Origin of the sequence: Paenibacillus sediminis, assembly GCF_017873765.1 — a bacterium.
Taxonomy (GTDB): domain Bacteria; phylum Bacillota; class Bacilli; order Paenibacillales; family Paenibacillaceae; genus Paenibacillus_AG; species Paenibacillus_AG sediminis.
Window position 1 is genome coordinate 1 of sequence record NZ_JAGGKP010000019.1, and the last position, 23,068, is coordinate 23,068.

Here is a 23,068-nt window from a genome sequence, read left to right on the forward strand (position 1 = left end):
ACTTAAAAAAGATGACTCCGGCAGCTTACCGAAGTCATCTCATCGCTGCGTAGATAGCAGCATCTCTTTTTATTAAACTGTCTACTTTATAGGGTTCAGTTCACATGGTGCTTTGAACTTCTTTTAGAAAAAATGTTTTTGCAGTGAAATCATTTCATCAGAACATTGAGCACATATATGGCGCTCTTTAAATTCACTTACTTCATCCATCGATCCGCAGAACACACATTTGGGACGGTAACGTTCCAAAATAATATGATCCCCTTGAACTAGTATTTCTACCGGATCTCCTTCGTTCATTTGGTACCTTTTTCTCAGCGACTTGGGCAAGACAATTCTTCCCAACTGGTCTACTTTTCGCACCACACCAGCAGGTTTCATAGACGACGCACACCTTTCCTGTTCATCTTGACGTAATATAAAAATGGTTCTCCTTTACTACTTCGCTGTAGATTTTGTGAATCCTGCTAGATTAGATGAAATTTTATCACTTTATTACAAAAAGTTAATCCTGCCCGCATCATAGAGGCATAGACACGTTAAATAACGATTAGTGCAGTCCAGGAAATCCCAGCTGGCGCAATGCTTCATAGACAACAATAGCCGCTGAATTCGATAGATTCAGTGATCGAACTTGGTCACCCATAGGCATTCTCATAAGCGTATCCGGATGTTCGGCCAAAATCTCTGGTGCTAATCCCTTCGTCTCTTTACCGAATACGAGAAAGTCCCCGTCTTGGAATTGAAAATCAGTATAGTACTTTTTAGCTTTCGTAGTTGCGAAAAAGAATCGACTACCTTTATACTTCTCCTCTAGTTCAGCAAAAGAATCATGATATTCAATGTTAACCGCATGCCAGTAGTCTAGTCCCGCACGCTTTAATTGTTTATCATCCGTCGAAAAGCCTAGAGGACGCACCAAGTGCAGATGTGTTCCTGTTGCTGCGCAAGTGCGCGCAATGTTCCCTGTATTTGAAGGTATTTCTGGTTCAACTAGTACAATGTGAAGTGCCATTTGTAATCATCCACCTTATTTATTTGATCCTATTATTATTCCCCATTTGCGGGGCTCACAAGTAAATCTGACGCCTCAGCCAGCATGAAAAAACCTTCCACCTTTAGGCGGAAGGCTGAAGCTTGCTTTACATTAAGCGTCATTATCCATGAGTTTTTTGGAAATGCGACATGAAATCAGCCAGTGCTTTGCAGCTTTCATAAGGAACAGCATTATAAATCGAGGCGCGTAACCCGCCAACGCTGCGATGACCCTTAAGTCCTACGAAGCCTTCGAGCTCAGATTCCTTAATAAACTGCTTCTCAAGCTCTTCTGAAGCGAGACGGAAAGTGACGTTCATGAATGAACGGCTTCCCACCTGGGCAGGACCGGTGTAAAAACCACCGCTGCCATCTATTGTATCATAAATAAGCTGAGCTTTCTCACGATTTTTCTGTTCAATGCCTTCAAGCGCGCCTTGCTCTTCAATCCATTTCAATACTTCATTGACCATGTACACTGAGAATGAAGGCGGCGTGTTGTAGAGAGAGTTATTGTTCGCATGCGTGCTATAACGCAGCATCGTTGGAATATGTTTTGGAGACTCAGCAATCAGTTCTTCTCTGGCAATAATGACAGTAACCCCAGAAGGACCTAAATTTTTCTGTGCGCCAGCATAGATGAGTCCGAACTGATTGACATCAAATGGACGGCTCAATATATCGCTGGACATATCCGCAATTAAAGGCACGTTTCCCGTATCCGGATATTGCTGATATTGAACCCCGCCAATCGTTTCGTTCGAGGTAATGTGCAAATAAGCCGCGTTCTCTGGAATTTGAATATCTTTCAAATCAGGGATCGACATAAAGTTATCCGCTTCTGATGAAGCTGCAATGTGAGTGTCACCGATTAACTTCGCTTCTTTGATTGCTTTATCAGCCCAGCTTCCTGTATGAACATAGCTAGCTACCTTGCCTTCAGTCAGAAAATTCATCGGAATCATTGCAAACTGTGTGCTGGCTCCGCCCTGCAGGAACAATACCTTATAGCCTTTAGGATTGCCGAGTAATGAGAGCAAACGGCTCTCTGCCTCATTATGTACTTCTTCATAAACTTTGCCGCGATGTGACATCTCCATGATCGACATTCCGGTTCCCCGAAAATCCACAAAATTTGCTTGAGCACGTTCTAGAACTTCCAGTGGTAAAGCTGCTGGACCTGCATTAAAATTATAAGCTCTCTTCCCCATCGAACTCCCATCCTCTCTCTATAGCAAAAAATATAGTTATGGCTATGATAGCAACATTCCTGCTTACCTTCAAGAATATATTGCGAACTGCCAAGTAGTTTTCAAAAATAAACGAGTTAACCGAGCTTTTGGCGCTCAGTAGACTTCGAAATCTCTAAGAATCGACTTTAATTTATCTGTATTGTGCCCTATTCAAAATAAATAGAGAGTGAAGAACTAGTCTTCACTCTCTTTCTTAATACCTACAATAAGTTCGTATTAGCAATCGAAATACAAACCGTATTCGTGCGGATGAACACGCATCGATACTGCTTTTGCTTCGCCGCGTTTCAATGCCACGAAGTTATCGATAAATTCTTTCGTAAAGACGCCGCCTTCAGTCAAGAATTCATAGTCAGCTTGAAGAGCATCAAGCGCTTCGTCCAAGGAACCTGGAACACTGCGAATGTTCGATTTTTCTTCATCGGACATTTCGTAGATGTTTTTATCAAGCGGACCATATCCAAGCTCAACTGGATTAATTTTTTTCTTAATACCGTCTAGACCTGCCATCAGCATTGCTGCGAAAGCAAGGTATGGGTTCGCTGTGGAGTCAGGAGTACGGAACTCGATACGACAGCCTTTAGGTGTTACAGCAGCTACAGGAATACGGATTGCTGCAGAACGGTTGCCTTTGGAGAATACCAAGTTGACAGGCGCTTCATAACCAGGAACAAGACGTTTGAAAGAGTTCGTACTTGGGTTGGTCAAAGCAATCAAAGCTGGAGCGTGGTACAAAATACCGCCGATATAGTTTAGGGCCATTTCGCTTAGGTTAGCGTAGCCGCCTTTTTCGTAGAACAAAGGCTCATCACCGTTGAAGATCGATTGGTGAACATGCATACCGCTTCCGTTGTCACCGAACAATGGTTTTGGCATAAATGTTGCTACTTTTCCGAATTGGCGTGCTGTGTTATGGACGATATATTTATAAACCATAAGGTTATCAGCTGTTTTTAAAAGCGTATCGAAACGGAAGTTAATTTCCGCTTGACCTGCTGTTGCTACTTCGTGGTGGTGGCGTTCAACGCGAAGTCCTGCTTCTTCAAGGAGTCTGCACATTTCACTGCGGATATCTTGTTGAGAGTCAACTGGAGCAACCGGAACATATCCGCCTTTTACGCGAACTTTAAATGCGAGGTTGCCGCCTTCTTCTTTACGATTCGTGTTCCAAGCCGCTTCTTCAGAATCAACAGAGAAGAAAGAACTGTTCATTGTACTTTCGTAGCGAACGTCATCAAAAATGAAAAATTCGGATTCAGGTGCAAAAAAAGCAGCTGTTCCTATACCTGTTTGTTGTAAGTATGCTTCTGCTTTAGCTGCGATGGAGCGAGGGTCACGTTCATAGCGCTCGCCATCTGGCGTATAAATGTCACTCATAATGTTAAGTGTAGGATGTGCAGTAAATGGGTCGATGAACACAGATTCTGGATCTGGCATCATGACCATATCGGATTCTTCAATACCACGGAAGCCAGGGATAGAAGAACCGTCAAATGCTACACCGTTAACAAAAGTCTCTTCGTCTACTTCTCTTGCCGGCAATGTAATGTGATGTGCACGACCTGAAAGATCTACAAAACGAAAATCTACCCACTCGATATTTTTCTCTTTAATTGTTTTTAATACATCTTGAACGGACATGTCGTTCCCTCCCAAATCCCGAACATTGAACCCTACAATAATGTTGAATGTTCATGCTCATTTTTTTATATTGACGTCATTATAAATCTGAAAAATTACAGCGTCAATAGTTATGTAAGGTATTTTTTTAAACCATGTTAGCTATTCTTACATTTTGCAGGAATTATATTACATAAATGCAAATAACCCGCTTGCCTGAAGGGTTTCAGGCGCGGGTATATTTATCATTTGGCTTAATGAGGGAATGATTCTGCAGGTGCTTTAGCAGTATCAAACCGTTTGCCGACGATCGGCGCTAATTTCTCTAAATCTTTTAACAAGTGGGCAAATTGATCAGGGAATAAAGATTGCACTCCATCACCTGTCATGGAATTGTCCGGATCTGTGTGCATTTCAATGATTAGACCGCTCGCACCAGCCGCAACCGATGCCTTCGCCATTGGCTCTACCAATTCGCGTCTTCCCGTACCATGACTTGGGTCAGAAATGACTGGAAGATGGCTAAGCTCTTGCAATACTGGAATGGCAGCCAAATCGAGCGTATTGCGTGTGTACGTTTCAAATGTACGAATGCCCCGTTCACAGAGCATCACATTCGGGTTGCCTCCTGCCAAAATGTACTCAGCTGCGTTCAGAAACTCATCGTACGTCGCACTAAATCCGCGTTTGAGAAGTACTGGCTTACCGCATGTGCCTAGTTTACGAAGAAGATCGAAGTTTTGCATATTACGAGTTCCGACTTGCAGTATATCAGCATATTCTGCACAGATATCGACGTACTCTGGAGTCATAACCTCTGTAATCGTCAGCAGACCGTGTTTCTTGCCCGCTTCTGCCATCATAATAAGCCCTTCTACTCCAATTCCTTGGAAGCTGTATGGACCCGTTCTAGGCTTAAATGCTCCTCCGCGGAGCACTTGACCGCCTGCCGCCTTCACAAGCGCTGCAATCTCATCAATTTGGGAAGCTGATTCGACTGCGCACGGCCCGCCCATAACAACGAGTTCATCCCCGCCAATGCTTACCCCGTTAATATTAATGACGGTATTCTCAGGGTGAAAATCGCGGCTTGCGAGTTTATATGATTTAGTGATTTTTACGACATTCTCTACACCTTTCATTTGGCGCAGATGCTCAGCTAACTTCGGTTCCGCTTTACCAATTAAACCGATCACAGTACGGTCCGTTCCGCGAGAAACATGGGCCTGCAGACCTTCCTTTTCAATGACTCTAACAATCTCCTGTATTTGTTCTTCGGGTGCTTTATTCGATGTAATAACGATCATGGCCATCGCCTTCCTTTCATATCCTTACGAATAAATGTTTTTTATGATCAATTTTACTTTTTCACTTAGACGCTTGTTCGCTTCTACGCTTTTAACCGTTAAAGTAACTATACTTTATTCGTCCTTTTAAAGTCAAGTATCAATTCTGTTTTATAAAAAAATAAAACGACAGATCTCAATTGAGAATCCGCCGTTTCAAGATGAAAGGCAAAATGATTATGATGCAGTCGTGCCAGTTTTTTCTTTCGCTTGAGGTAAAAGTTTCTTCATGTTGACCGTACGTACAACTTCCCACGTCTCCGGTTTGTTAGCATCATATTGCTCTAAGTAAGCAATAACTTCTTTCGTAATCGGAGTCGGTGTGGATGCGCCTGATGTTACGGCTACTTTGTTAATGCCTTCAAGCCACTCTCTCTTCAATTCCGTAACATCGGATATACGATAAGCCTTAACGCCGGCAATCTCTTCAGCCACTTGTGCAAGCCGGTTCGAGTTGTTGCTGCGCGGATCTCCGACGACAATGACAAGATCAGCTTGACCAGCTTGTTCAGCTACTGCTTCTTGCCGCACTTGAGTGGCTAAGCAGATCTCATTATGAACTTCCGCTGCAGGAAACTTCTCGAGCAGTTTTTTCATAATATGCTTAATATCCCATTGGCTCATCGTCGTTTGATTTGTGATCACAATCTTGGAACCATTCAGCTCAAGCTTCTCAATCTCTTCTTCCTTCTCGATCAAATGCACATGTTCAGGGGCAATTCCGATTGCTCCTTCTGGTTCAGGGTGACCTTTCTTGCCGATATAAATAATTTCGTAGCCGTCTGCTACTTTCTCGCTGATAAGATCGTGCGTTTTGGTCACATCCGGGCACGTTGCATCAACGGTAGTCAGTCCCTTTTCACGAGCAATTTTACGTACTTCAGGGGATACACCGTGTGCTGTGAAGATGACAGTCCCCTTATCGACTTGGTTCAAAATATCTAATCGATTCGGTCCATCTAACGTAATAATCCCTTCATCTTCGAACGCATTCGTGACATGACTGTTATGAACAATCATGCCTAATATATATATAGGGCGTGGAAGATCTAAATTTTTCGCGGCTTGCCGAGCGAGTACCATGGCATCGACAACACCGTAACAATATCCACGCGGGGAAATTTTAATAACTTCCATGGGAAACACCTGCTTTCTCTGGATGACATCATTATACCCTATTCCAGCGGTGGATTAAAGACAACCGGCAACCAGACGATAAACGTCGTCCCTTCCCCGAGCTTCGTAACCACTTCCACCGAACCTCCATGCTCATCGATAATCCATTTGGCGATCGAAAGTCCGAGTCCTGTTCCTTGCGTAACTCCCCTAGATTCATCGGCACGATAGAACCGATCAAAGATATACGGCACTTCATCCTTGTTCATGCCGATTCCGCTGTCAGCAATCCGTATGCCAACTTGGTTTTCGTATAAAATGACGTCAAGGTTCACATGACCCTCTGGAGTATACTTAAATGCGTTCTCTACAAAAATAAACAGCATCTGCTGCAAATAATCTTTGTTGCCGTTCACATATATTCCATTAAGGACATCCAAATCCCCTACGACCCAATCCGCAGTATGAGGGAGAAACTGAGAGCGGCGAGCTACTTCTTCAACAAGAGGTTTCAAAGCAATCGGTTCCTTCTCAAACGTATGTCCTGCATCTGCTCTTGCCAAAGACAACATGTCATTCACAAGCCGGCTCATCCGCTTAGCCTCATCGGCTATATCACTAACCGCTTCTATGGACAGCTGACGCATCGTCTCATCATCGAGCTTCTGCCCTTCACTGGATTCTGAATTCCACACCTTCTTCAGTAAATCAACATTGCCGCGAATCGTCGTTAGTGGAGTCCGCAGTTCATGAGAGGCATCCGATACGAATCGGCGCTGGGCAGCGTAGGCATCTTCTAGATCCTTATAAAATCCTTCCATCCGAGAGAACATGTTGTTTACAGTATCAATGAGCTGTCCAATTTCATCATGCGGTCCATCATAATCAATACGTACACTTAAGTCTGTACCCTTCTGAATTTGATTCGCAGCCTCGATCACCTTACCAATAGGCCGCATTGATTTGCGAGCTAGAAATAATCCAAAAGTTGTCGCAATAAACAGCATGACGACCGAGCCATAAACCAAGATGTTCTGGAGTCGATTCAGCAGCTTATCCTCAGACCCGGTAAACATCGCCACTTGCAGTACACCGATCAATTGCCCTTGATAAGTTATGGAATGTTGATACATCAAAAAAGGATATTTGGACACTTCAATCCGGTGAAAACCTTGGCTTTTCTCAACATCCTTCATATCCGGTATAGGAAATTTCATGCCCGAATTCAATAGATTGGTCGATTGCTGAAGCACATGATTTGTATAGTTATAAATTTGCACATATATTTGGGCATCTTCTACTTTGCTTGCTTGCTGAGGATCTAAATAAAGGTCAAGTCCTTGAGACAATCTTAGTTTCTGTAAAATGTTTTGCGCTTGACCTTGTATTTTGTGTTCAACCTCTGCATAAGTGTTGTAATGCACCAGCCCATAAATGGCAACACCAAACAGAACTAGAGTTACGGCCAAAATGCCTGCATACCATGCGGTAAGCCGCAAACGAATGGACATACTATGAGTCACCTCTCAAGATGTAACCGGCACCGCGAATCGTCTGAATCAAGCGCTTTCCTCCATGTTCCTCTGTCTTCTGACGGAGCATGGCAATATAAACTTCGAGCACGTTCGATTCCCCGCTGTAATCATAGCCCCAAATTTTATCCATAATAAGATCTCTCGATAATACACGTTTCGGGTTCTGCATAAATAAATGCAGTAATTCAAATTCCTTCGCTGTTAATTCGAGCCGATGTCCGCCCCGAATGACTTCACGCGAATCTAAATCGAGGATGATATCTTCAAACACAAGGCGATTACCCTCTTGCTCACTTGAACCTTTTCTTCTTAATAGCGCTCTTGCCCTAGCAAGCAGCTCTTCAAGAGCAAAAGGCTTCACTAAATAATCATCTGCGCCGAGGTCTAGCCCCTTGACTCGATTCTCAACTTCATCTTTGGCAGTAAGCATTAAGATCGGAACCGTGCTGCCTCCTTCTCTGAGACGTCTCACAACTTCAAAACCGTCTACCTTAGGCATCATCACATCCAAGATGACTAAGTCTGGTTCACTCTCAAGCATCTGCTGCAATCCTTCCGCTCCATTCATTGCTGTAAGTACATTGTAGCCTTCAAAAGCAAGGCCCCTGCGCAGCATCGAGATGATTTTCTCATCATCATCTATGATCAATATTGTAGATCTCATAAAGCATCTCCTTACTTCATTTAACGATTAATAAGTCATTATTTATAAATTACATTGTAACAAATGGAAACAATGATCTGCATCTACCCACGAACTAGAAAAATAGCGGAAGGAATTTGTCCTTCCGCTATTTTTGTTGTAAGTCACATCTAAATGGTTTATTACTGTCCGCCATTCGTTCCGTTTGAATTGGCAGATGTAAATTTGTTGCGATCGCCAATCGTCACTTTGAGATCCATATTTTTGCCATCGCGAATAATGTTAAGCGTTACTTGACTGCCGACCGTTTGTTTTTGAATGAAATCAATCAAGTCTTGCGTATTTGAGTATTTGGTGCCGTTGATTCCTACGATGATGTCATATGCGCGAAGATCCGCTTGATATGCTGGCGATTTGAAAATGACATTTCCAACGACAGAACCTTCGGTTACGTTCGTACCCAATTGTTTAGCAAGATCTTCTGTTAAATTCATTAACTCAGCACCGATAAATGGAACTGGTTTCTTCGGTATTTCTTGGTTATTTTTCAGCTTATCTAACACTTCTTTAATCGTAGATGAAGGAATGGCAAATCCAATACCTTGCGCATCCGAGCTTACCGCTACATTCATACCAATGACTTGACCATGAAGATCAAGGAGTGGGCCGCCAGAGTTACCAGGGTTGATCGATGCGTCTGTTTGAAGCAAGTGTTCATATTGACGATCTGGTTCCCCATTTTCTCCAGGGATCGTAATACTGCGTTCTTTGGAACTTAGTACACCCGCAGTGACGGAATGGTCAAATCCTTGCGGGTTACCGATGGCAACTAACCATTCTCCGACCTGAGCATTTTGCGAGTCTCCCAATTGAATGTATGGGAAGTTTTGATTGCCATCAATTTTAAGAACAGCAAGGTCCAATTCATAGCTTGTGCCGAGTACTTTAGCTTCATAAGTTTTTTTGCTGTTTTCGAGTGTTACTTGCACTTCATCTGCCCCATGGACAACGTGTTCATTGGTTAATATATATCCTGATTTATCGAAAATAAACCCAGATCCAATGCCAACTGGAACTAGCGTATTATTTTGCTGTGATCCTGAACCGTTTCCTGATTCGTCATTTCCGCTTCCACCGTCTCCACCAAAACCGTCGCCAAAGAAGAAACGATACATTGGATCATTAAAGTACGGGTTCGAGCTTGAACGGCTGCTTTGTTTTTGAAGCGTCTCAATTTTGACAACGGCCGGACTCGCTTCTTTAACAACACTAATCACATCATTCTGATTCGTAATATTCATGGACGCCGCAGTTGCAGGGGCACTTTGTTCAGAAGATGTGCTGTCTACGGACTGAGTAGTCGCTTCTTTATCAGGCGTAAATAGATTAGTGCGATCTGCCGCGAACATAAGTGATGAAATGACGATCATACCTGCTAAGAAAGAAGCAACCACCGTCTTGAGCGATGTTCTCGGGCGAGCATTATATTGCCAATTCCCTGCATTCGCCGGCATATTAGGTCGATTGGATGAACCATCAGAACCGTTGCTGCCGTCTCCAAAGAAAGCGTTGTTCATTTCATGCATCTGTGGAATCGGTTTAATTGGCTGTGGAGGCGTTACGATAACATCCTCAGGCTCTCGCTCTCCTTCTTGGCGAACCGATTTGAATGGTCCATAAGAGTAGTAGTACGACGATTCATTTGGGTGAGCGCTATTTTGTTCATGATTGCTTCTCTCTTGACGATCGAATGAGTTCTCATCATTTTGTCCGTATTTAAATTTGTCGTCCATTTTACTATACCTCCTAATCCTATATAGAATTTCGATTAACTGTTCCTCATGTACATATCTTCTACTACAAACCTTAATTTTACATTAAAAACAATTAAAAAGGAGATAAAACATGATGAATGACCGCTATACAGTAACCCAGCCTTTTCGATGTGCGTAAATCGCTAGTTGCGTCCGGTCATCTACCTCACACTTCATCAGTAAATTGCTGACATGCGTTTTTACGGTTTTGATGCTGATATGAAGTTCTTCAGCAATGTCTTTATTGCTTTTGCCTTCGGCAACGAGAAGCAGCACTTCCTTCTCCCGCTCTGTCATGCCCTCATGGTCTCCTTGGATCGTGCGTTGTCTAATTCCGCGCGTGAGCGATTGAGATACGTCCTTAGTCATAACCGGCATTCCGCGAAAAGCACCTTGCAATGCATAAATTAATTCCTCAGCAGACACTGTCTTTAGAACGTAGCTTACAGCACCCGCTTCAATAGCGCCTGCCACCAATTCATCCTCCAAGAAACTTGTTAGAATGATAATTTTCATTTGCGGAAAATGCTCCAGCACCGCTCTCGTCGCTTCAACCCCATTCATGATCGGCATCATTAAGTCCATCAAAATGATATCAGGCAGCAAATCTTCTGACTGTACTGACTTAAGATAATCCACTGCTTCCTGACCGTTGCTCGCCTCCCCAATGACATCATATATAGGGTCTACCAATAAGTATGTTTTCAGTCCCATCCGTACCATGTCGTGATCATCGACTAACATCACTTTAATCCTGTCAGACATCCGATTCCCCTCGTTTCAATTCATTAAAAATAGGTATATGAATTCGTATTGTCGTTCCTGCACCAGGCTTGCTGATTACTTCTGCATGTCCACCAAGCTTTTCCGCTCTCTCCCGCATCGTAGATAATCCGTATGAACCTTGCTTGCTTAGCGAGCTGTTGAATCCTTTGCCATCATCGCTAATGCTAAGCACCGCTTGATTGTGTCCTTCTATGAGCGACAGACTAACCATATGTGCTCCGGCATGCTTAACGATGTTAGCCATCGCTTCTTGAATAATGAGAAACAGTTGATGCTCTTTCGCTTCCGTTAGCTTCCCTTTTAGTTCGATTTCCTTAATTCCCTTAAGTCCATTTTGACGGCAGTAGTCAGGGAACCATTGTTCAAGCGCTTCGCCGAGCGTCTTTCCTTCCAGCTCAATGGGACGCAGCTGAGCGATGAGCGCTCTCATCTGCTTTTGCGCTAAATTTGACATTTGAATTAATTGATTGATTACGAGATCCGCCTGGTCTTTGTTATTCTCCAGTACTTTAGGAAGTGCAGATGCCGACATATGAATCGCAAATAGCTGCTGGCTTACCGAATCATGCAAATCTCTCGCAAGCCGTCTTCGTTCTTCCAAAACAGCCGTTTCCGCCGCTTTCTCGTGTTCCATCACTTCACTTTCCCCGAGGCGCTGCAAAATTTTCATTTTATGCTCCATCGCAGCCATCATTTCATTAAATTCATGATACACACTGGCAAAAGTATGATCATCGGTTTGCGGCATACGAACTGTTAAATTTCCTTTACCGACTTGCAAAATGTTGAGATGCAGCAAATCTAATTTACGAAGAAATCGTTGGACTGCAATATATCCGACTATTAAGGATAAAAATAAGACAATAGCGATTAAAGAGGCCGAAGCCTCTTGATTGCTGATTACAAAATAACCTGCATAATCGCCAATATAATAGAGTATTACAGCGAACATGCCTGTCAGAACAAAATAAAACAACAGCTGCCACTTTGTATTATTAAAAATACGACCGATCATCCGTTAACCCACCGTATTCACTTTGACGTCGCCGATAAATACACTTATCGTTATGTGAACCTTTTTTTCTTTTTCCGAATAATTCGTCGTAGTCGTGTTAATATGACCAAATAATCCGTCTGAATAATCAGACAACACTCGAATATCACCGACAAACGAGTTTGAATTGACAGATATACCGATGTTCATATCATTCGGAACAAATATCCTTACATCACCGATAAAGGCAGAAATGTTCAGCTTCGTTTCACCATAAGGAATTTGCGCCTTCGTCAGATCGATCACGAAATCCCCAATAAAGTGTGAAAGATTCATCGGTTTTAATGGGAAATAGTCGCTTCCAATATGCACATCACCGATAAAGCCGGATTTGCCTATGACTTCACGATGGCCTCGGTGTTGATGATCGGCGGCGTACTTTTCAGATTTTAATTCCGGTTCAGGTACATACCCAGCTTCTTTCATGGTATGGTTAAAAGTACTATCGAAGTCAGATGAAATTGGCTCTGGCGGCGCATCCTCAAATATTTCTCGATCTCTTCTGCTGTAATGATTTCTTCCTCGCGGCTTAAAGAGGAGATAAATTCCTCCGGTGATGAACAATAATGGTATGATCATAGAAAGAAGACTTCCTATGGAAAAATCAATAAACCCTAAATTTCTTCCTAGAAAATAAACACCAAAGACGATCAGCAGCAATCCTCCGAATGAAGATGAAGATGCTCTGCGATTTTGGCAAAAGCTGCTTATCCCTCCCATGATGAGAAATACTGGCCAATACGTCGCAAACAGTGAGCCTATACTAATATCAACAATATTGAATTGATTGAGAAATATAATGGCTCCGATGCCGATTAGGAACAGTCCTGCTGCAGCACTACTCCATTTACCGCTCCTCATAAATGAACCCCCTATTAATACTTCAACTGAATTTAATAATCCAAGTGTACAATATAGAGAAGTATTGTAACAGCGGCGCAAGATGGAAGTGTATGTCCGTCTGAAGACTGAGATAACTGGATATAAATAGAAAAAGGGAGCGTGGCGCTCCCTCTTCATCATTACTGATTTTGTTTGTTTTGCTGATTTTGAGTACCGCTGTTTGCGATCGAATGAGAACGAGACGCTTTCTGAGCAATCGTCTGACTGTTCTCTTCCGCAAATTCAGCATTGAATTTTTCGTTCGGAGTTTTATACTTGCCAGCACCTGTTTTATTGTTTTGATTATTTGCCACAAGGATCACCTCCCTCTAGATGTAGTATGTAACTCATGCCAAGACATTATGCAGAAAAAAGGGCATTAACGGTTCATCACAGAACCATTAATGCCCACTATTTTTTAATACTTTATTGTTATTAAATCGCTTTTTCGAGCAGCGAGTCAGGAAACTGCTTATTCACCTCAATGGCTTTGCCAAGAGATTTGAGCATTTTCTCCGTCACTTTGCCGCCGCCTCGCTTGATAACCTGTACTTCAACTTCCTTCTTACCCCACTCTTTATACACCTGTTTGACCGTTGTAAAATAAAGGTCGATCTTCTTACCCTTAATTTTCGATCCTTTATCTGCGACAATACCGTACCCGTAACCGGGAATATACAATATTGTACCTAATGGAAACACCTTTAAATCGGCTGCAATCGTCGAGACAGAGCCTTTATTACGGCGCACTTTTACGCCGGAATAAGTAATTCCATATTGTGGATGTGTAGGCTTTTTGCCCGTTGACTCATAACCGGCAGTATAGCCGGTAGCTACCACCTTCATCGTTTTGATGACCTGCTCATCGCGAGGTGCTAATACTTCAATGGATGAAGTGGATTTGCCTTTATTCTGATTGCTTCGAGCGGGTGTATATTTCTTGGTCATATAATTAGGTTTATAAAGACTGCCAGGTGAGTTTTGCAATTCGTACAGGCTGGCTTGAACCGTATAATCCGTACTCACAAACATGAATATCAGGATTAAAGGCAGTAAGGTAATACTCATTTTCTGCCTTGTCGATATTTTATACATTGAGAAACCTCCCCCTTACTCTGAAGGTTTTCCAATGTTATACCGTTTTATACATGGCAGAACATTTTAAGTAAGCTCCTGCTTACTGAACTTTATGCGTTCTGATCTCTTCTTGCAGAAGAAGAATGACTTCATCAAGCGATTTAGCGCCGATGTCGCCTTCACCGCGTTTACGAACGGACACAGAACCGCTTGTCTTTTCATTCTCACCTACGATGAACATATAAGGTGTTTTCTCAAGCTGTGCTTCACGGATTTTATATCCTAATTTCTCATTGCGAAGATCGGCCTCTACCCGAATGCCGCTTTGTTTTAATTTCTCAGTTACTTCTTTCGCGTAGTCATCGAAATTACCCGATACTGGGATCACTTTTGCTTGTACAGGAGACAGCCAAAGCGGCAACGCGCCTGCAAAGTTCTCGAGCAAGAATGCAGTAAATCGTTCCATTGTACTAATAATACCGCGGTGAATAACGACTGGGCGGTGTTTCTGTCCGTCATCTCCTACATATTCAAGCTCAAAGCGCTCTGGCAAGAGGAAGTCGAGCTGAGCAGTAGACAATGTTTCTTCTTTACCTAAAGCTGTTTTAATTTGCACGTCCAGCTTCGGACCATAGAACGCTGCTTCACCTTCTGCTTCAAAGAATGGAAGACCTAATTCTTCAACCACCTCACGAAGCATACGTTGCGACATTTCCCACATTTCATCGTTCGGGAAGTATTTCTCAGTATCTTTCGGATCACGGTAAGACAGACGGAAGCGATACTCTTTAATACCGAAATCTTCGTATACTTTTTGAATTAACTGAATAACACGGCTGAATTCTTCTTTAATTTGATCTGGTCGAGCGAAAATATGTGCATCATTCAGAGTCATTGCACGCACACGGTGAAGTCCTGTAAGCGCACCGGACATTTCATAACGATGCTGCAAACCAAGTTCTGCTACGCGAACTGGCAGGTCACGGTAACTGCGCATTTCGCTCTTGAACACCATCATATGGTGTGGGCAGTTCATCGGACGAAGAACGAGTTCCTCGTTATCGAGAACCATTTTAGGGAACATATCTTCTTGATAGTGATCCCAGTGACCTGAAGTTTTGTACAGTTCTACATTCCCCATTACTGGAGTGTATACATGTTGGTAGCCGAGACTTTCTTCGAGGTCAACAATGTAGCGTTCAAGAGTACGGCGCAGTCTCGCACCGTTAGGCAGCCAGATCGGCAATCCTTGACCTACCAATTGGGAGAATGTGAAGATTTTAAGTTCTTTACCGAGCTTACGGTGATCACGTTTTTTCGCTTCTTCAAGCATGTGAAGATGTTCGTCAAGCTCTGCTTTCTTCACGAAAGCTGTGCCGTATACACGTTGAAGCATTTTATTCTTGCTGTCACCGCGCCAGTAAGCACCCGCAACACTAAGCAGTTTGAATACTTTAATTTTACCTGTCGAAGGCAAATGCGGACCGCGGCACAAGTCGAAAAACTCGCCTTGATCATAAATCGAAATAACGGAGCCTTCTGGCAAGTCATTAATAAGTTCCAGCTTCAGCGGATCGCCAAGCTCTGTGTAAATTGCGAGTGCTTCTTCGCGGCTTACTTCACGGCGACGAATTGGCAAGTTTTCAGAAACGATCCGTTCCATTTCTTTTTCGATCTTTTGCAGATCTTCAGGATTAAGCGGATGCTCTAGATCCATGTCATAGTAGAACCCGTCTTCAATAACTGGCCCAATACCAAGCTTCACTTCTTTGTTGCCGAATAGGCGTTTTACCGCTTGCGCCAGCAGATGGGCAGTACTATGCCGCAGCACTTCAAGCCCGTCTTTGGAATCCAGTGTTACGATTTCGACAGCTGCGCCGTCGGTAATTGATGTATAAATATCAACCAGTTTACCATTTATTTTACCTGCTACAGCATTTTTCTTAAGTCCGCTGCTAATGGAACCCGCAACGTCTTCTAAAGTACTTCCTTCCGCATATTCGCGGACAGAACCGTCTGGCAATGAAATTTTAATCGCCATTGTTACATACCTCCTACAATCAATGTTTAATTCTAAATTTGAACAACAAAAAAACACCCATCCCGCAAAGGGACGAGTGCTTGTATACCCGTGGTTCCACCCTAATTCGACTGTTAAAAAATCTTATCATCAAACAGTCCTTCGTTAAACATTTGATAACGGAAATGACCCGGCAATTCTTACTACTATCCACGGGTGCACCCGTGGGAAGATTCATAACTGCAGCTTAAAAGGGGTAAACCAAAGCCGGAAAACTGAAGGAAATTGCAGCCTAGTTTCCTCTCTCTGTACTGTCCATACTCTTTGGCTCATGTCTTTGTCGTCGCTTTTATAACGTAATTTACGTGTTATTATAATTCTCCCAGTTCATGTTCGTCAAGTGTACGATTTCATGCTGGGCGTGAAGCAATCCATTACCGAGATGTGGACTGCAATCTTGGCAATGCAGACATATATGAGCACGGCTTTCAAAAATTTGCCGGATCGTTGAAATGATTTGAATATCTGGTTCACATGTGTGAATGATAATCTTCGCAGGGGAAATGGATATAAGCGAGCTAACAATCATATCCTCTAGTTCCATCTCTTGATCAAGCATCTCGACTACGACCCCTTCTGACGTCACTTCGATTGGATTCATCTGTTCATTCAGAAGGACAAATTCTTGATTCTGTTTATGCATAACGTGAACAAGCGGCATTCGCGATTCTTGGAAATAGACAAAATATTTTAATAATCCGATAAATTCTTCGTATTGCTTATCCAGCAAAAATTCATCGATCGCATATTGTACCATTTCATGCAATTCAGCTTCGTAATTTTGGAGCCGAAATTTGATGAAACCATCTAAATTGAGACTCACATTTTCCTTTAAATACGTAGAGATTACATCCTCTACTTTGCTCATTCGTCCCTTTTGAAGTTGGAACCCTTCAAGCGGAACCCCGCCCCCTAACAGGTCAGAACAAAATTTCTGTATTTGCTCATAATCGTCCTCAAATGCAGCACTCGCATGTTTCCGAATCAATTTCATGATCAGCTCAGGCTCTTTAACAATGACGATATATTCGGCGAGTATCTCTGCTGTCATTTTGAATATGCGAGGCATCCATTCTGAAAATCCAGGCTTGGTCTCATCTCCCTTACATGTCCACGACGTTACTGGATTTTCCTTAATATAACGAAATCGAAATCCGTGTTTGGCTATATGTAAACCGTTAAACTTTTGACGAATGGATTGTACAAACAAACTTGCTGACTGTTCTGTAGGCGTCGATACCGATACGGTAAATAGTTCCATGAACTCACTCCTTTCGGTTTCCTTCTTAGAGTATATGGGCTTCAGGAAACAGATATACAGGAGCAGTTCTTGGGAAGCAAAGGCCTCTTTTACATCATTTAGTATAGATTTTGTCTCGGTACTCTACGGCCGAGATTCCTTCAAGCTCACGAAATACCCTATTAAACTGCTTCACTTGGTCAAAACCGACTTTACTTCCAATTTCATAAATTTTATCATTCGTTTGTTCCAGCAACATTTTAGCCTCTTTAATGCGAATTTTTTTTAAATAATTGACAAAGTTTTCGCCTGTGTAATCTTTAAACGCCTGGCTAAAGTAAGAATAATTGAGCGATACATGGTTAGAGACCATGGCCATATTCAAATTCTCATTACCTTTCCATTCATTTACCAACAAAAAAAGCCGATGCTTCTTAAGAGCATCAGCTTTTTCATCTTATTATTCGGAAATATTTTGTATTAGTTCTGCATAACAAAGTCACGCTCAGCGTGGCTATTCTCATCAAAGACGCGCAAAATCTCATATCGAGTATTACGCTGAGCAGGTATTTTACCCGCTTCACGGATTAATTTCAAAATTTGCTCAATGTTCACCTTATGCGTTGTTCCCGCGGCAGATACGACATTTTCCTCAATCATCGTACTGCCAAAGTCATTGCAGCCATATTGAAGAGATAACTTGCCGACTTCAGGTCCCATCGTTACCCAGGAAGATTGAATATTTTTAATATTATCAAGTACAATTCGACTGATAGCAACAGTCTTCAAATATTCCTCAGGCGTCTGTTTTTCGCGCTTCATATTCGTATTATCCGGTTGGAATGTCCATGGGATAAATGCAAGGAAGCCCTCAGATTTATATTGGTTAGCGATGCATTCATCCTGTGCATCACGTACACGCATTAAATGGAGCGCCCGCTCTTCCATCGATTCGCCAAACCCAATAACCATGGTTGCTGTTGTGTTCATGCCGATTTTGTGCGCCGTCTTCATGACGTCCATCCAATCTGTCCATGAACCTTTCAAACGGCTAATTTTGCGGCGAGTCCGGTCATCAAGAATTTCTGCTCCGCCGCCAGGCAGTGAATCAAGCCCTGCCTCGTGAATTTGACGGACCACTTCTTCAAGAGACAATCCGTCAGAAACTTCTTTCATCTTTTGAATTTCCGCAGGTGAGAAAGAGTGCATCGTAATATTCGGAAAGCGTTTCTTAATGTTACGCAGCAAGTCCGTATAATAGCTGAATGGAAGGTTCGGATTTGTACCGCCTTGCATCAATATTTCCGTACCGCCTACATCAACAGTCTCTTGTATTTTTTGAAAAATAACTTCGTCTGGAAGGACATAACCCTCCTCTGATCCCGGTTTACGGTAGAAAGCACAGAAACGGCAATACACATCACAGATATTCGTATAGTTGACATTCCGTCCAATGACGAACGTCGTAACAGGCTCTGGATGCATCCTTTCCATAATGATGTTCGCTGCGCGTCCTATTTTCTCCACTTCATTCGATTCAAATAATGTGGTGGTGTCCTCTAAATTAAGTCGTTCACCTTGCAACGCTTTATCTAAAATATGGTCTACCGTGCTCATCGGTTAACCTCCTCCTGAGAAAAGAACTCATCTGACAATATGAACCTATTATCAATACAATGCCTTTGTTCATTTTATCACAAACAAAATAGAAAAACAGCACCTGAAAAGAAAGTGATCATGGGTGCTGTTTAGCATGTTAATGCGATTGTTATTTACCTAGTAAATTAAGATGTTTGTAATGCTTGTTCTAAGTCATGAATCAAATCATCGATATCTTCTAGCCCTACTGAGAAACGAATTAATCCATCCGTAATGCCGCGCTCACGTCTGACCTCAGGAGGCATCGCAGCGTGCGACATCATCGCAGGGTAGGACAGAATGCTTTCCACCGCTCCAAGACTGACTGCTACAAGCGGAATTTCCACCCGGCTCAGCACTTGTTTGGCCCGTTCTCCTGAACCGACATCAAACGAGACGACAGCTCCATAACCTGTAGATTGTTTCTCATGAATTAAGCGTCCCGGATGATGCTTAAGCCCAGGATAGTATACCGCATCGATATCATGACGCTGAGCTAACCACTCGGCTAGTTTACGCGCGCTAATTTCACTATGCTCCATACGTGCCCCTAACGTCTTCATCCCCCGCATAAGCAGCCATGAGTCTTGCACGCCAAGAACAGTACCAAGACCATTCTGAAGCTGCTTGAGCTGGCGTCCGAGAGATGGTGTACTCGCTACCGCTAATCCAGCAAGCACATCACTGTGACCTCCAAGAAATTTTGTGGCGCTGTGAAGAACGATATCTACTCCATGCTCAATCGGCCGCTGATAGTATGGTGTCATGAACGTATTATCAAGCATCGTGATGAGGCCATGCTCTTTAGCCCATGAAGTCACAGCAGCGATGTCCGTTATTTTCAATGTAGGATTCGATGGCGTCTCCATGTAAACGGCTTTCGTGTTCGGCTTCAGCGCTGCCTTCACTTGATCCAGGTCCGTCATGTCGACGAAGGTAGATTCGATGCCCAGCCGATTCAAGATCATTGTAAGCAAGCGATAAGTACCTCCGTACACATCCTCTGTTACAATCATATGATCCCCAGCAGATAATAACATGAATGTACTTGAAATCGCGGCCATCCCTGAAGAATAAGCAAATCCGCGAACACCGCCTTCCAAAAGGGCAATGTAATCTTCAAGTGCCTGCCGTGTTGGATTTCCGGAACGACTGTAATCGTGCTGCGGTGGATTGAATATATCTTCATGATGAAAGGTTGAAGCTTGATAAATAGGTACGCTTGATGCCCCAGTTGAGCGGTCAATTTCCGAGCCAAAGTGAAGCAGCTTGGTCGAAAACTTCAATTGATGTTGCTCGGCATCGTTCTGATTATGTTGACTCACCCTTACTCTCCTCCTTCAACTTCCAAACGTGCTGCTTCAAGCGCTTGATCCAGATCAGCGATTAAATCATCTACGTGTTCAATCCCTACCGAGAAACGAAGCAGACGATCATCCACCCCGACAGCTTCGCGAATTTCTACCGGAATGTCCGCATGAGTCTGAACAGCAGGATATGTCATCAGCGATTCAACGCCCCCTAGACTCTCGGCGAAAGCTATAAGTCTAATATGTCGCAAGAGCGGTTCTACGTAACGGGCATCCTTCACTTTAAAGGAGAAGATTCCTGTATTTCCGCTCGACTGCTTCTGTTGTATATCATATCCAGGATGGTCTTTAAACCCTGGATAATACACGTTGTCAATTAAAGGATGGTTTTGCAAATGCCGCGCAATCGCGGCAGCGTTACTTTCGTGACGTTCCATTCGGAGTGCGAGAGTCTTCATACCGCGCATCAATTGATAACTGTCTGAAGGGCTTAACACTGCACCAATGGAATTGTGCAGAAAGGCAATCTCATCCGACAATTCTTTCCCCTTCGTTACAATTAATCCGGCCAGCACATCATTATGTCCGCCTAAATATTTCGTGGCGCTGTGAACGACAATATCTGCTCCAAGCTCTAGCGGCCGCTGGAAGAACGGTGTAAGCAACGTATTGTCCACGATTGTAAGCAGACCATGACGGCGGGCCCATTTACACACTGCCTCGATATCTGTAATCATCATCAGCGGATTCGTTGGCGTCTCGATAAATATCGCTCTCGTATTCGGCTGACGATGCTGTTCTAAAGCGTCTAAATCGTTCGTATCCACATACGAAGCGGTTACTCCATATCTAGACATAATTCGTTCAAGCAAGCGATATGTACCTCCGTATAAATCAAGAGATACAATCAAATGATCCCCTTGACCGAATTTCGCAAAAATCGTCTGAAGCGCTGCCATACCCGAGCTGCATGCAAAGCCTCTATCTCCACATTCAAGCTCCGCAGCTGCTTCTTCTAATACGTTCCTGGTCGGGCTCTTCGTCCGAGCATAATCAAAACCTGTACTTTGCCCAAGACGCGGATGACGAAAGGCCGTTGCCTGATAGATCGGATAATTCACTGCTCCTGTAACCGGCTCCTCCACAGATCCAATTTGTGCGAGTTTACTTTCTATTTTGAGCTGTCTCTCTTTATTCATTCTCTTCGCCCCCTAGATGGAATAAGAATCAACGATTTGATCGATGTCATATGGCGTTTCTTGATACACATAGTAGTTGAGCCAATTGGAGAATAGAAGGTTCGCATGTGCGCGCCAAGTAGAAGGCGGGGTTTTACTTGGATCATTATTTGGAAAATAATTGACTGGAATAGGAACATCCATCCCTTTCGCAACATCGCGATCATATTCCCACTTCAGAGAGAGCGGATCATATTCAGAATGTCCCGCTACAAAAATTTGCTTCCCATCTTTAGTACCTACAATATATACGCCTGCCTCATCTGACTCCGACAATATTTCGAGCTCCGGAACCCGCTTAATATCTTCTCGTCTCACTTCCGTATGACGGGAATGAGGCGCATAGAACAATTCATCAAAACCGCGAAGCAGCTTCACATTGGGTTTATTCACCTTGTGAGCGAACACGCCGAAACATTTCTCTTCAAGCGGTACTTTAGGAATGCCGAAATGATGATACAAACCAGCTTGTGAAGCCCAACAAATGTACATTGTAGATGTCACATTCGTAACGCTCCAATCCATAATTTGCTTCAGCTCTTCCCAGTAGTTCACATCTTCGAACTCCATCGTTTCTACAGGAGCTCCTGTAATAATAAGTCCGTCAAAGCGGCGGTGCTTCACTTCATCGAACGTTGAGTAGAACGAACGCAAATGTTCTTCAGATGTATTTTTAGATACATGAGAACTTGGATGTAGAAGCACAATATCTACTTGAAGGGGTGTATTTCCAAGCAATCGTAAAATTTGTGTTTCTGTCGTTTCTTTCGTCGGCATTAAGTTAAGAATCGCAATACGAAGTGGACGAATATCTTGCCTGTACGCAGCGCTTTCATCCATTACAAAGATGTTTTCTTGTGCCAATATTTCTTTTGCTGGCAAATGATCTGGAATTTTAATCGGCATTTTGTTCACTCCTTCTTAAATAGGCTGCGAAAATCTGCACCTCGAGAAAGTCGTGTAAAAACAAGAAAGACCTTCCTCTAAGTTAGAGAAAGGTCATATCTGTTTATGTATGCGCCTCTCTCATCTCTCAGAGCTTCCATCCCCATTAGGGTTAGTTCTCTGCAAGAATTAGCACCGTGCGATACATCGCCGGTTGCCGGGTTTCATCGGGCTAGTCCCTCCACCTACTCTTGATAAGATTTCGCTATATTCTTTTTCATTTTATAAGGATTACTCCTTGAGTTAACTTTAATCGATTGATGCAGGTTTCGTCAAGATTGAAGTCAACATTGATGGGCAATAAGGAGGTCACCTTTTAAAGTGTAGTTCCATACGTTAATGTAGGGGAGAGAATATATATTTTGTCTTGAAAACATTGCTGTCTGGGCGTTATACTAGACGAGTGTTTTTATCAATTTCATGGGTGTGAGGTGAATTTCGAAATGGAAGGCGACC

The 23,068-nt window shown here is 43.1% G+C and carries 21 protein-coding genes and 1 riboswitch; all 21 genes read right to left on the minus strand.

Annotated features, from left to right (window positions below):
• Positions 1-123: 123 nt before the first annotated feature.
• A complete protein-coding gene (locus tag J2Z20_RS17425; RefSeq protein WP_209853271.1) occupies positions 124-381 on the minus strand; it encodes an AbrB/MazE/SpoVT family DNA-binding domain-containing protein in 258 nt (85 codons plus the stop codon).
• Between the two features lie 169 nt (positions 382-550).
• Positions 551-1,015, minus strand: coding sequence for a tRNA (uridine(34)/cytosine(34)/5-carboxymethylaminomethyluridine(34)-2'-O)-methyltransferase TrmL (trmL, locus tag J2Z20_RS17430; RefSeq protein ID WP_209853273.1), 465 nt, complete (start codon positions 1,013-1,015; stop codon positions 551-553).
• 142 nt (positions 1,016-1,157) lie between these two features.
• Positions 1,158-2,246: a 3-phosphoserine/phosphohydroxythreonine transaminase gene (serC, locus tag J2Z20_RS17435; RefSeq protein WP_209853275.1), complete on the minus strand. Its 1,089-nt coding sequence runs from the start codon at positions 2,244-2,246 to the stop codon at positions 1,158-1,160.
• Positions 2,247-2,504: 258 nt separating this feature from the next.
• Positions 2,505-3,929 carry a type I glutamate--ammonia ligase gene (glnA, locus tag J2Z20_RS17440; RefSeq protein WP_209853277.1) on the minus strand — a complete coding sequence of 475 codons (1,425 nt, stop codon included), beginning with the start codon at positions 3,927-3,929 and terminating at the stop codon, positions 2,505-2,507.
• A gap of 233 nt (positions 3,930-4,162) precedes the next feature.
• Positions 4,163-5,215, minus strand: coding sequence for a 3-deoxy-7-phosphoheptulonate synthase (aroF, locus tag J2Z20_RS17445; protein ID WP_209853279.1), 1,053 nt, complete (start codon positions 5,213-5,215; stop codon positions 4,163-4,165).
• Between the two features lie 216 nt (positions 5,216-5,431).
• Entirely contained in the window at positions 5,432-6,391 is a 960-nt protein-coding gene (locus J2Z20_RS17450; RefSeq protein ID WP_209853281.1) for a 4-hydroxy-3-methylbut-2-enyl diphosphate reductase, read from the minus strand.
• A 38-nt stretch (positions 6,392-6,429) separates the two neighbouring features.
• Positions 6,430-7,881: a sensor histidine kinase gene (locus J2Z20_RS17455; protein WP_209853283.1), complete on the minus strand. Its 1,452-nt coding sequence runs from the start codon at positions 7,879-7,881 to the stop codon at positions 6,430-6,432.
• A 1-nt stretch (position 7,882) separates the two neighbouring features.
• On the minus strand, positions 7,883-8,569 hold the full coding sequence (locus J2Z20_RS17460) for a response regulator transcription factor (RefSeq protein ID WP_209853285.1): 687 nt from the start codon (positions 8,567-8,569) through the stop codon (positions 7,883-7,885).
• 161 nt (positions 8,570-8,730) lie between these two features.
• Positions 8,731-10,341: a S1C family serine protease gene (locus tag J2Z20_RS17465; protein WP_209853287.1), complete on the minus strand. Its 1,611-nt coding sequence runs from the start codon at positions 10,339-10,341 to the stop codon at positions 8,731-8,733.
• Between the two features lie 126 nt (positions 10,342-10,467).
• The gene (locus J2Z20_RS17470; RefSeq protein ID WP_209853289.1) at positions 10,468-11,127 is read right to left on the minus strand and encodes a response regulator; all 660 of its coding nucleotides are present in this window, start codon (positions 11,125-11,127) and stop codon (positions 10,468-10,470) included.
• Complete coding sequence (locus J2Z20_RS17475) at positions 11,120-12,163, minus strand: sensor histidine kinase (RefSeq protein WP_209853291.1); 1,044 nt, start codon at positions 12,161-12,163, stop codon at positions 11,120-11,122. Before J2Z20_RS17475 ends, J2Z20_RS17470 begins: the two co-directional genes overlap by 8 nt.
• Before the next feature lie 3 nt (positions 12,164-12,166).
• Positions 12,167-13,063 carry a cell wall-active antibiotics response protein LiaF gene (gene liaF, locus J2Z20_RS17480; RefSeq protein WP_209853293.1) on the minus strand — a complete coding sequence of 299 codons (897 nt, stop codon included), beginning with the start codon at positions 13,061-13,063 and terminating at the stop codon, positions 12,167-12,169.
• 161 nt (positions 13,064-13,224) lie between these two features.
• Positions 13,225-13,398, minus strand: coding sequence for a hypothetical protein (locus tag J2Z20_RS17485; protein ID WP_209853295.1), 174 nt, complete (start codon positions 13,396-13,398; stop codon positions 13,225-13,227).
• Between the two features lie 121 nt (positions 13,399-13,519).
• Entirely contained in the window at positions 13,520-14,032 is a 513-nt protein-coding gene (locus tag J2Z20_RS17490) for a 3D domain-containing protein (RefSeq protein WP_415640047.1), read from the minus strand.
• Positions 14,033-14,261: 229 nt separating this feature from the next.
• Positions 14,262-16,202: a threonine--tRNA ligase gene (thrS, locus tag J2Z20_RS17495; RefSeq protein ID WP_209853313.1), complete on the minus strand. Its 1,941-nt coding sequence runs from the start codon at positions 16,200-16,202 to the stop codon at positions 14,262-14,264.
• 340 nt (positions 16,203-16,542) lie between these two features.
• Positions 16,543-17,502 carry a putative sporulation protein YtxC gene (gene ytxC / locus J2Z20_RS17500; RefSeq protein ID WP_209853315.1) on the minus strand — a complete coding sequence of 320 codons (960 nt, stop codon included), beginning with the start codon at positions 17,500-17,502 and terminating at the stop codon, positions 16,543-16,545.
• A 94-nt stretch (positions 17,503-17,596) separates the two neighbouring features.
• Positions 17,597-17,860 (minus strand): helix-turn-helix transcriptional regulator, encoded by a 264-nt coding sequence (locus J2Z20_RS17505; RefSeq protein ID WP_209853317.1) that lies wholly within the window; start codon positions 17,858-17,860, stop codon positions 17,597-17,599.
• A gap of 101 nt (positions 17,861-17,961) precedes the next feature.
• Complete coding sequence (gene mqnC, locus J2Z20_RS17510; RefSeq protein WP_209853320.1) at positions 17,962-19,098, minus strand: cyclic dehypoxanthinyl futalosine synthase; 1,137 nt, start codon at positions 19,096-19,098, stop codon at positions 17,962-17,964.
• Positions 19,099-19,265: 167 nt separating this feature from the next.
• Positions 19,266-20,444 carry a trans-sulfuration enzyme family protein gene (locus J2Z20_RS17515; protein ID WP_209853322.1) on the minus strand — a complete coding sequence of 393 codons (1,179 nt, stop codon included), beginning with the start codon at positions 20,442-20,444 and terminating at the stop codon, positions 19,266-19,268.
• A gap of 2 nt (positions 20,445-20,446) precedes the next feature.
• Positions 20,447-21,628 carry an aminotransferase class I/II-fold pyridoxal phosphate-dependent enzyme gene (locus J2Z20_RS17520; RefSeq protein ID WP_209853324.1) on the minus strand — a complete coding sequence of 394 codons (1,182 nt, stop codon included), beginning with the start codon at positions 21,626-21,628 and terminating at the stop codon, positions 20,447-20,449.
• A 12-nt stretch (positions 21,629-21,640) separates the two neighbouring features.
• Positions 21,641-22,573, minus strand: a complete 933-nt coding sequence (gene metA, locus J2Z20_RS17525) for a homoserine O-acetyltransferase MetA (protein ID WP_209853326.1) — start codon at positions 22,571-22,573, stop codon at positions 21,641-21,643.
• A gap of 117 nt (positions 22,574-22,690) precedes the next feature.
• Positions 22,691-22,813, minus strand: a riboswitch (SAM riboswitch).
• Positions 22,814-23,068 lie beyond the last annotated feature (255 nt).

What these genes read in the sequence shown, in the direction of transcription:
- J2Z20_RS17425 (WP_209853271.1), bottom strand. Translation starts at nt 381, where the DNA reads ATGAAACCTGCTGGTGTGGTGCGAAAAGTAGACCAGTTGGGAAGAATT.
- trmL (WP_209853273.1), bottom strand. Translation starts at nt 1,015, where the DNA reads ATGGCACTTCACATTGTACTAGTTGAACCAGAAATACCTTCAAATACA.
- serC (WP_209853275.1), bottom strand. Translation starts at nt 2,246, where the DNA reads ATGGGGAAGAGAGCTTATAATTTTAATGCAGGTCCAGCAGCTTTACCA.
- glnA (WP_209853277.1), bottom strand. Translation starts at nt 3,929, where the DNA reads ATGTCCGTTCAAGATGTATTAAAAACAATTAAAGAGAAAAATATCGAG.
- aroF (WP_209853279.1), bottom strand. Translation starts at nt 5,215, where the DNA reads ATGATCGTTATTACATCGAATAAAGCACCCGAAGAACAAATACAGGAG.
- J2Z20_RS17450 (WP_209853281.1), bottom strand. Translation starts at nt 6,391, where the DNA reads ATGGAAGTTATTAAAATTTCCCCGCGTGGATATTGTTACGGTGTTGTC.
- J2Z20_RS17455 (WP_209853283.1), bottom strand. Translation starts at nt 7,881, where the DNA reads ATGTCCATTCGTTTGCGGCTTACCGCATGGTATGCAGGCATTTTGGCC.
- J2Z20_RS17460 (WP_209853285.1), bottom strand. Translation starts at nt 8,569, where the DNA reads ATGAGATCTACAATATTGATCATAGATGATGATGAGAAAATCATCTCG.
- J2Z20_RS17465 (WP_209853287.1), bottom strand. Translation starts at nt 10,341, where the DNA reads ATGGACGACAAATTTAAATACGGACAAAATGATGAGAACTCATTCGAT.
- J2Z20_RS17470 (WP_209853289.1), bottom strand. Translation starts at nt 11,127, where the DNA reads ATGTCTGACAGGATTAAAGTGATGTTAGTCGATGATCACGACATGGTA.
- J2Z20_RS17475 (WP_209853291.1), bottom strand. Translation starts at nt 12,163, where the DNA reads ATGATCGGTCGTATTTTTAATAATACAAAGTGGCAGCTGTTGTTTTAT.
- liaF (WP_209853293.1), bottom strand. Translation starts at nt 13,063, where the DNA reads ATGAGGAGCGGTAAATGGAGTAGTGCTGCAGCAGGACTGTTCCTAATC.
- J2Z20_RS17490 (WP_415640047.1), bottom strand. Translation starts at nt 14,032, where the DNA reads ATGACCAAGAAATATACACCCGCTCGAAGCAATCAGAATAAAGGCAAA.
- thrS (WP_209853313.1), bottom strand. Translation starts at nt 16,202, where the DNA reads ATGGCGATTAAAATTTCATTGCCAGACGGTTCTGTCCGCGAATATGCG.
- ytxC (WP_209853315.1), bottom strand. Translation starts at nt 17,502, where the DNA reads ATGGAACTATTTACCGTATCGGTATCGACGCCTACAGAACAGTCAGCA.
- J2Z20_RS17505 (WP_209853317.1), bottom strand. Translation starts at nt 17,860, where the DNA reads ATGGCCATGGTCTCTAACCATGTATCGCTCAATTATTCTTACTTTAGC.
- mqnC (WP_209853320.1), bottom strand. Translation starts at nt 19,098, where the DNA reads ATGAGCACGGTAGACCATATTTTAGATAAAGCGTTGCAAGGTGAACGA.
- J2Z20_RS17520 (WP_209853324.1), bottom strand. Translation starts at nt 21,628, where the DNA reads ATGAATAAAGAGAGACAGCTCAAAATAGAAAGTAAACTCGCACAAATT.
- metA (WP_209853326.1), bottom strand. Translation starts at nt 22,573, where the DNA reads ATGCCGATTAAAATTCCAGATCATTTGCCAGCAAAAGAAATATTGGCA.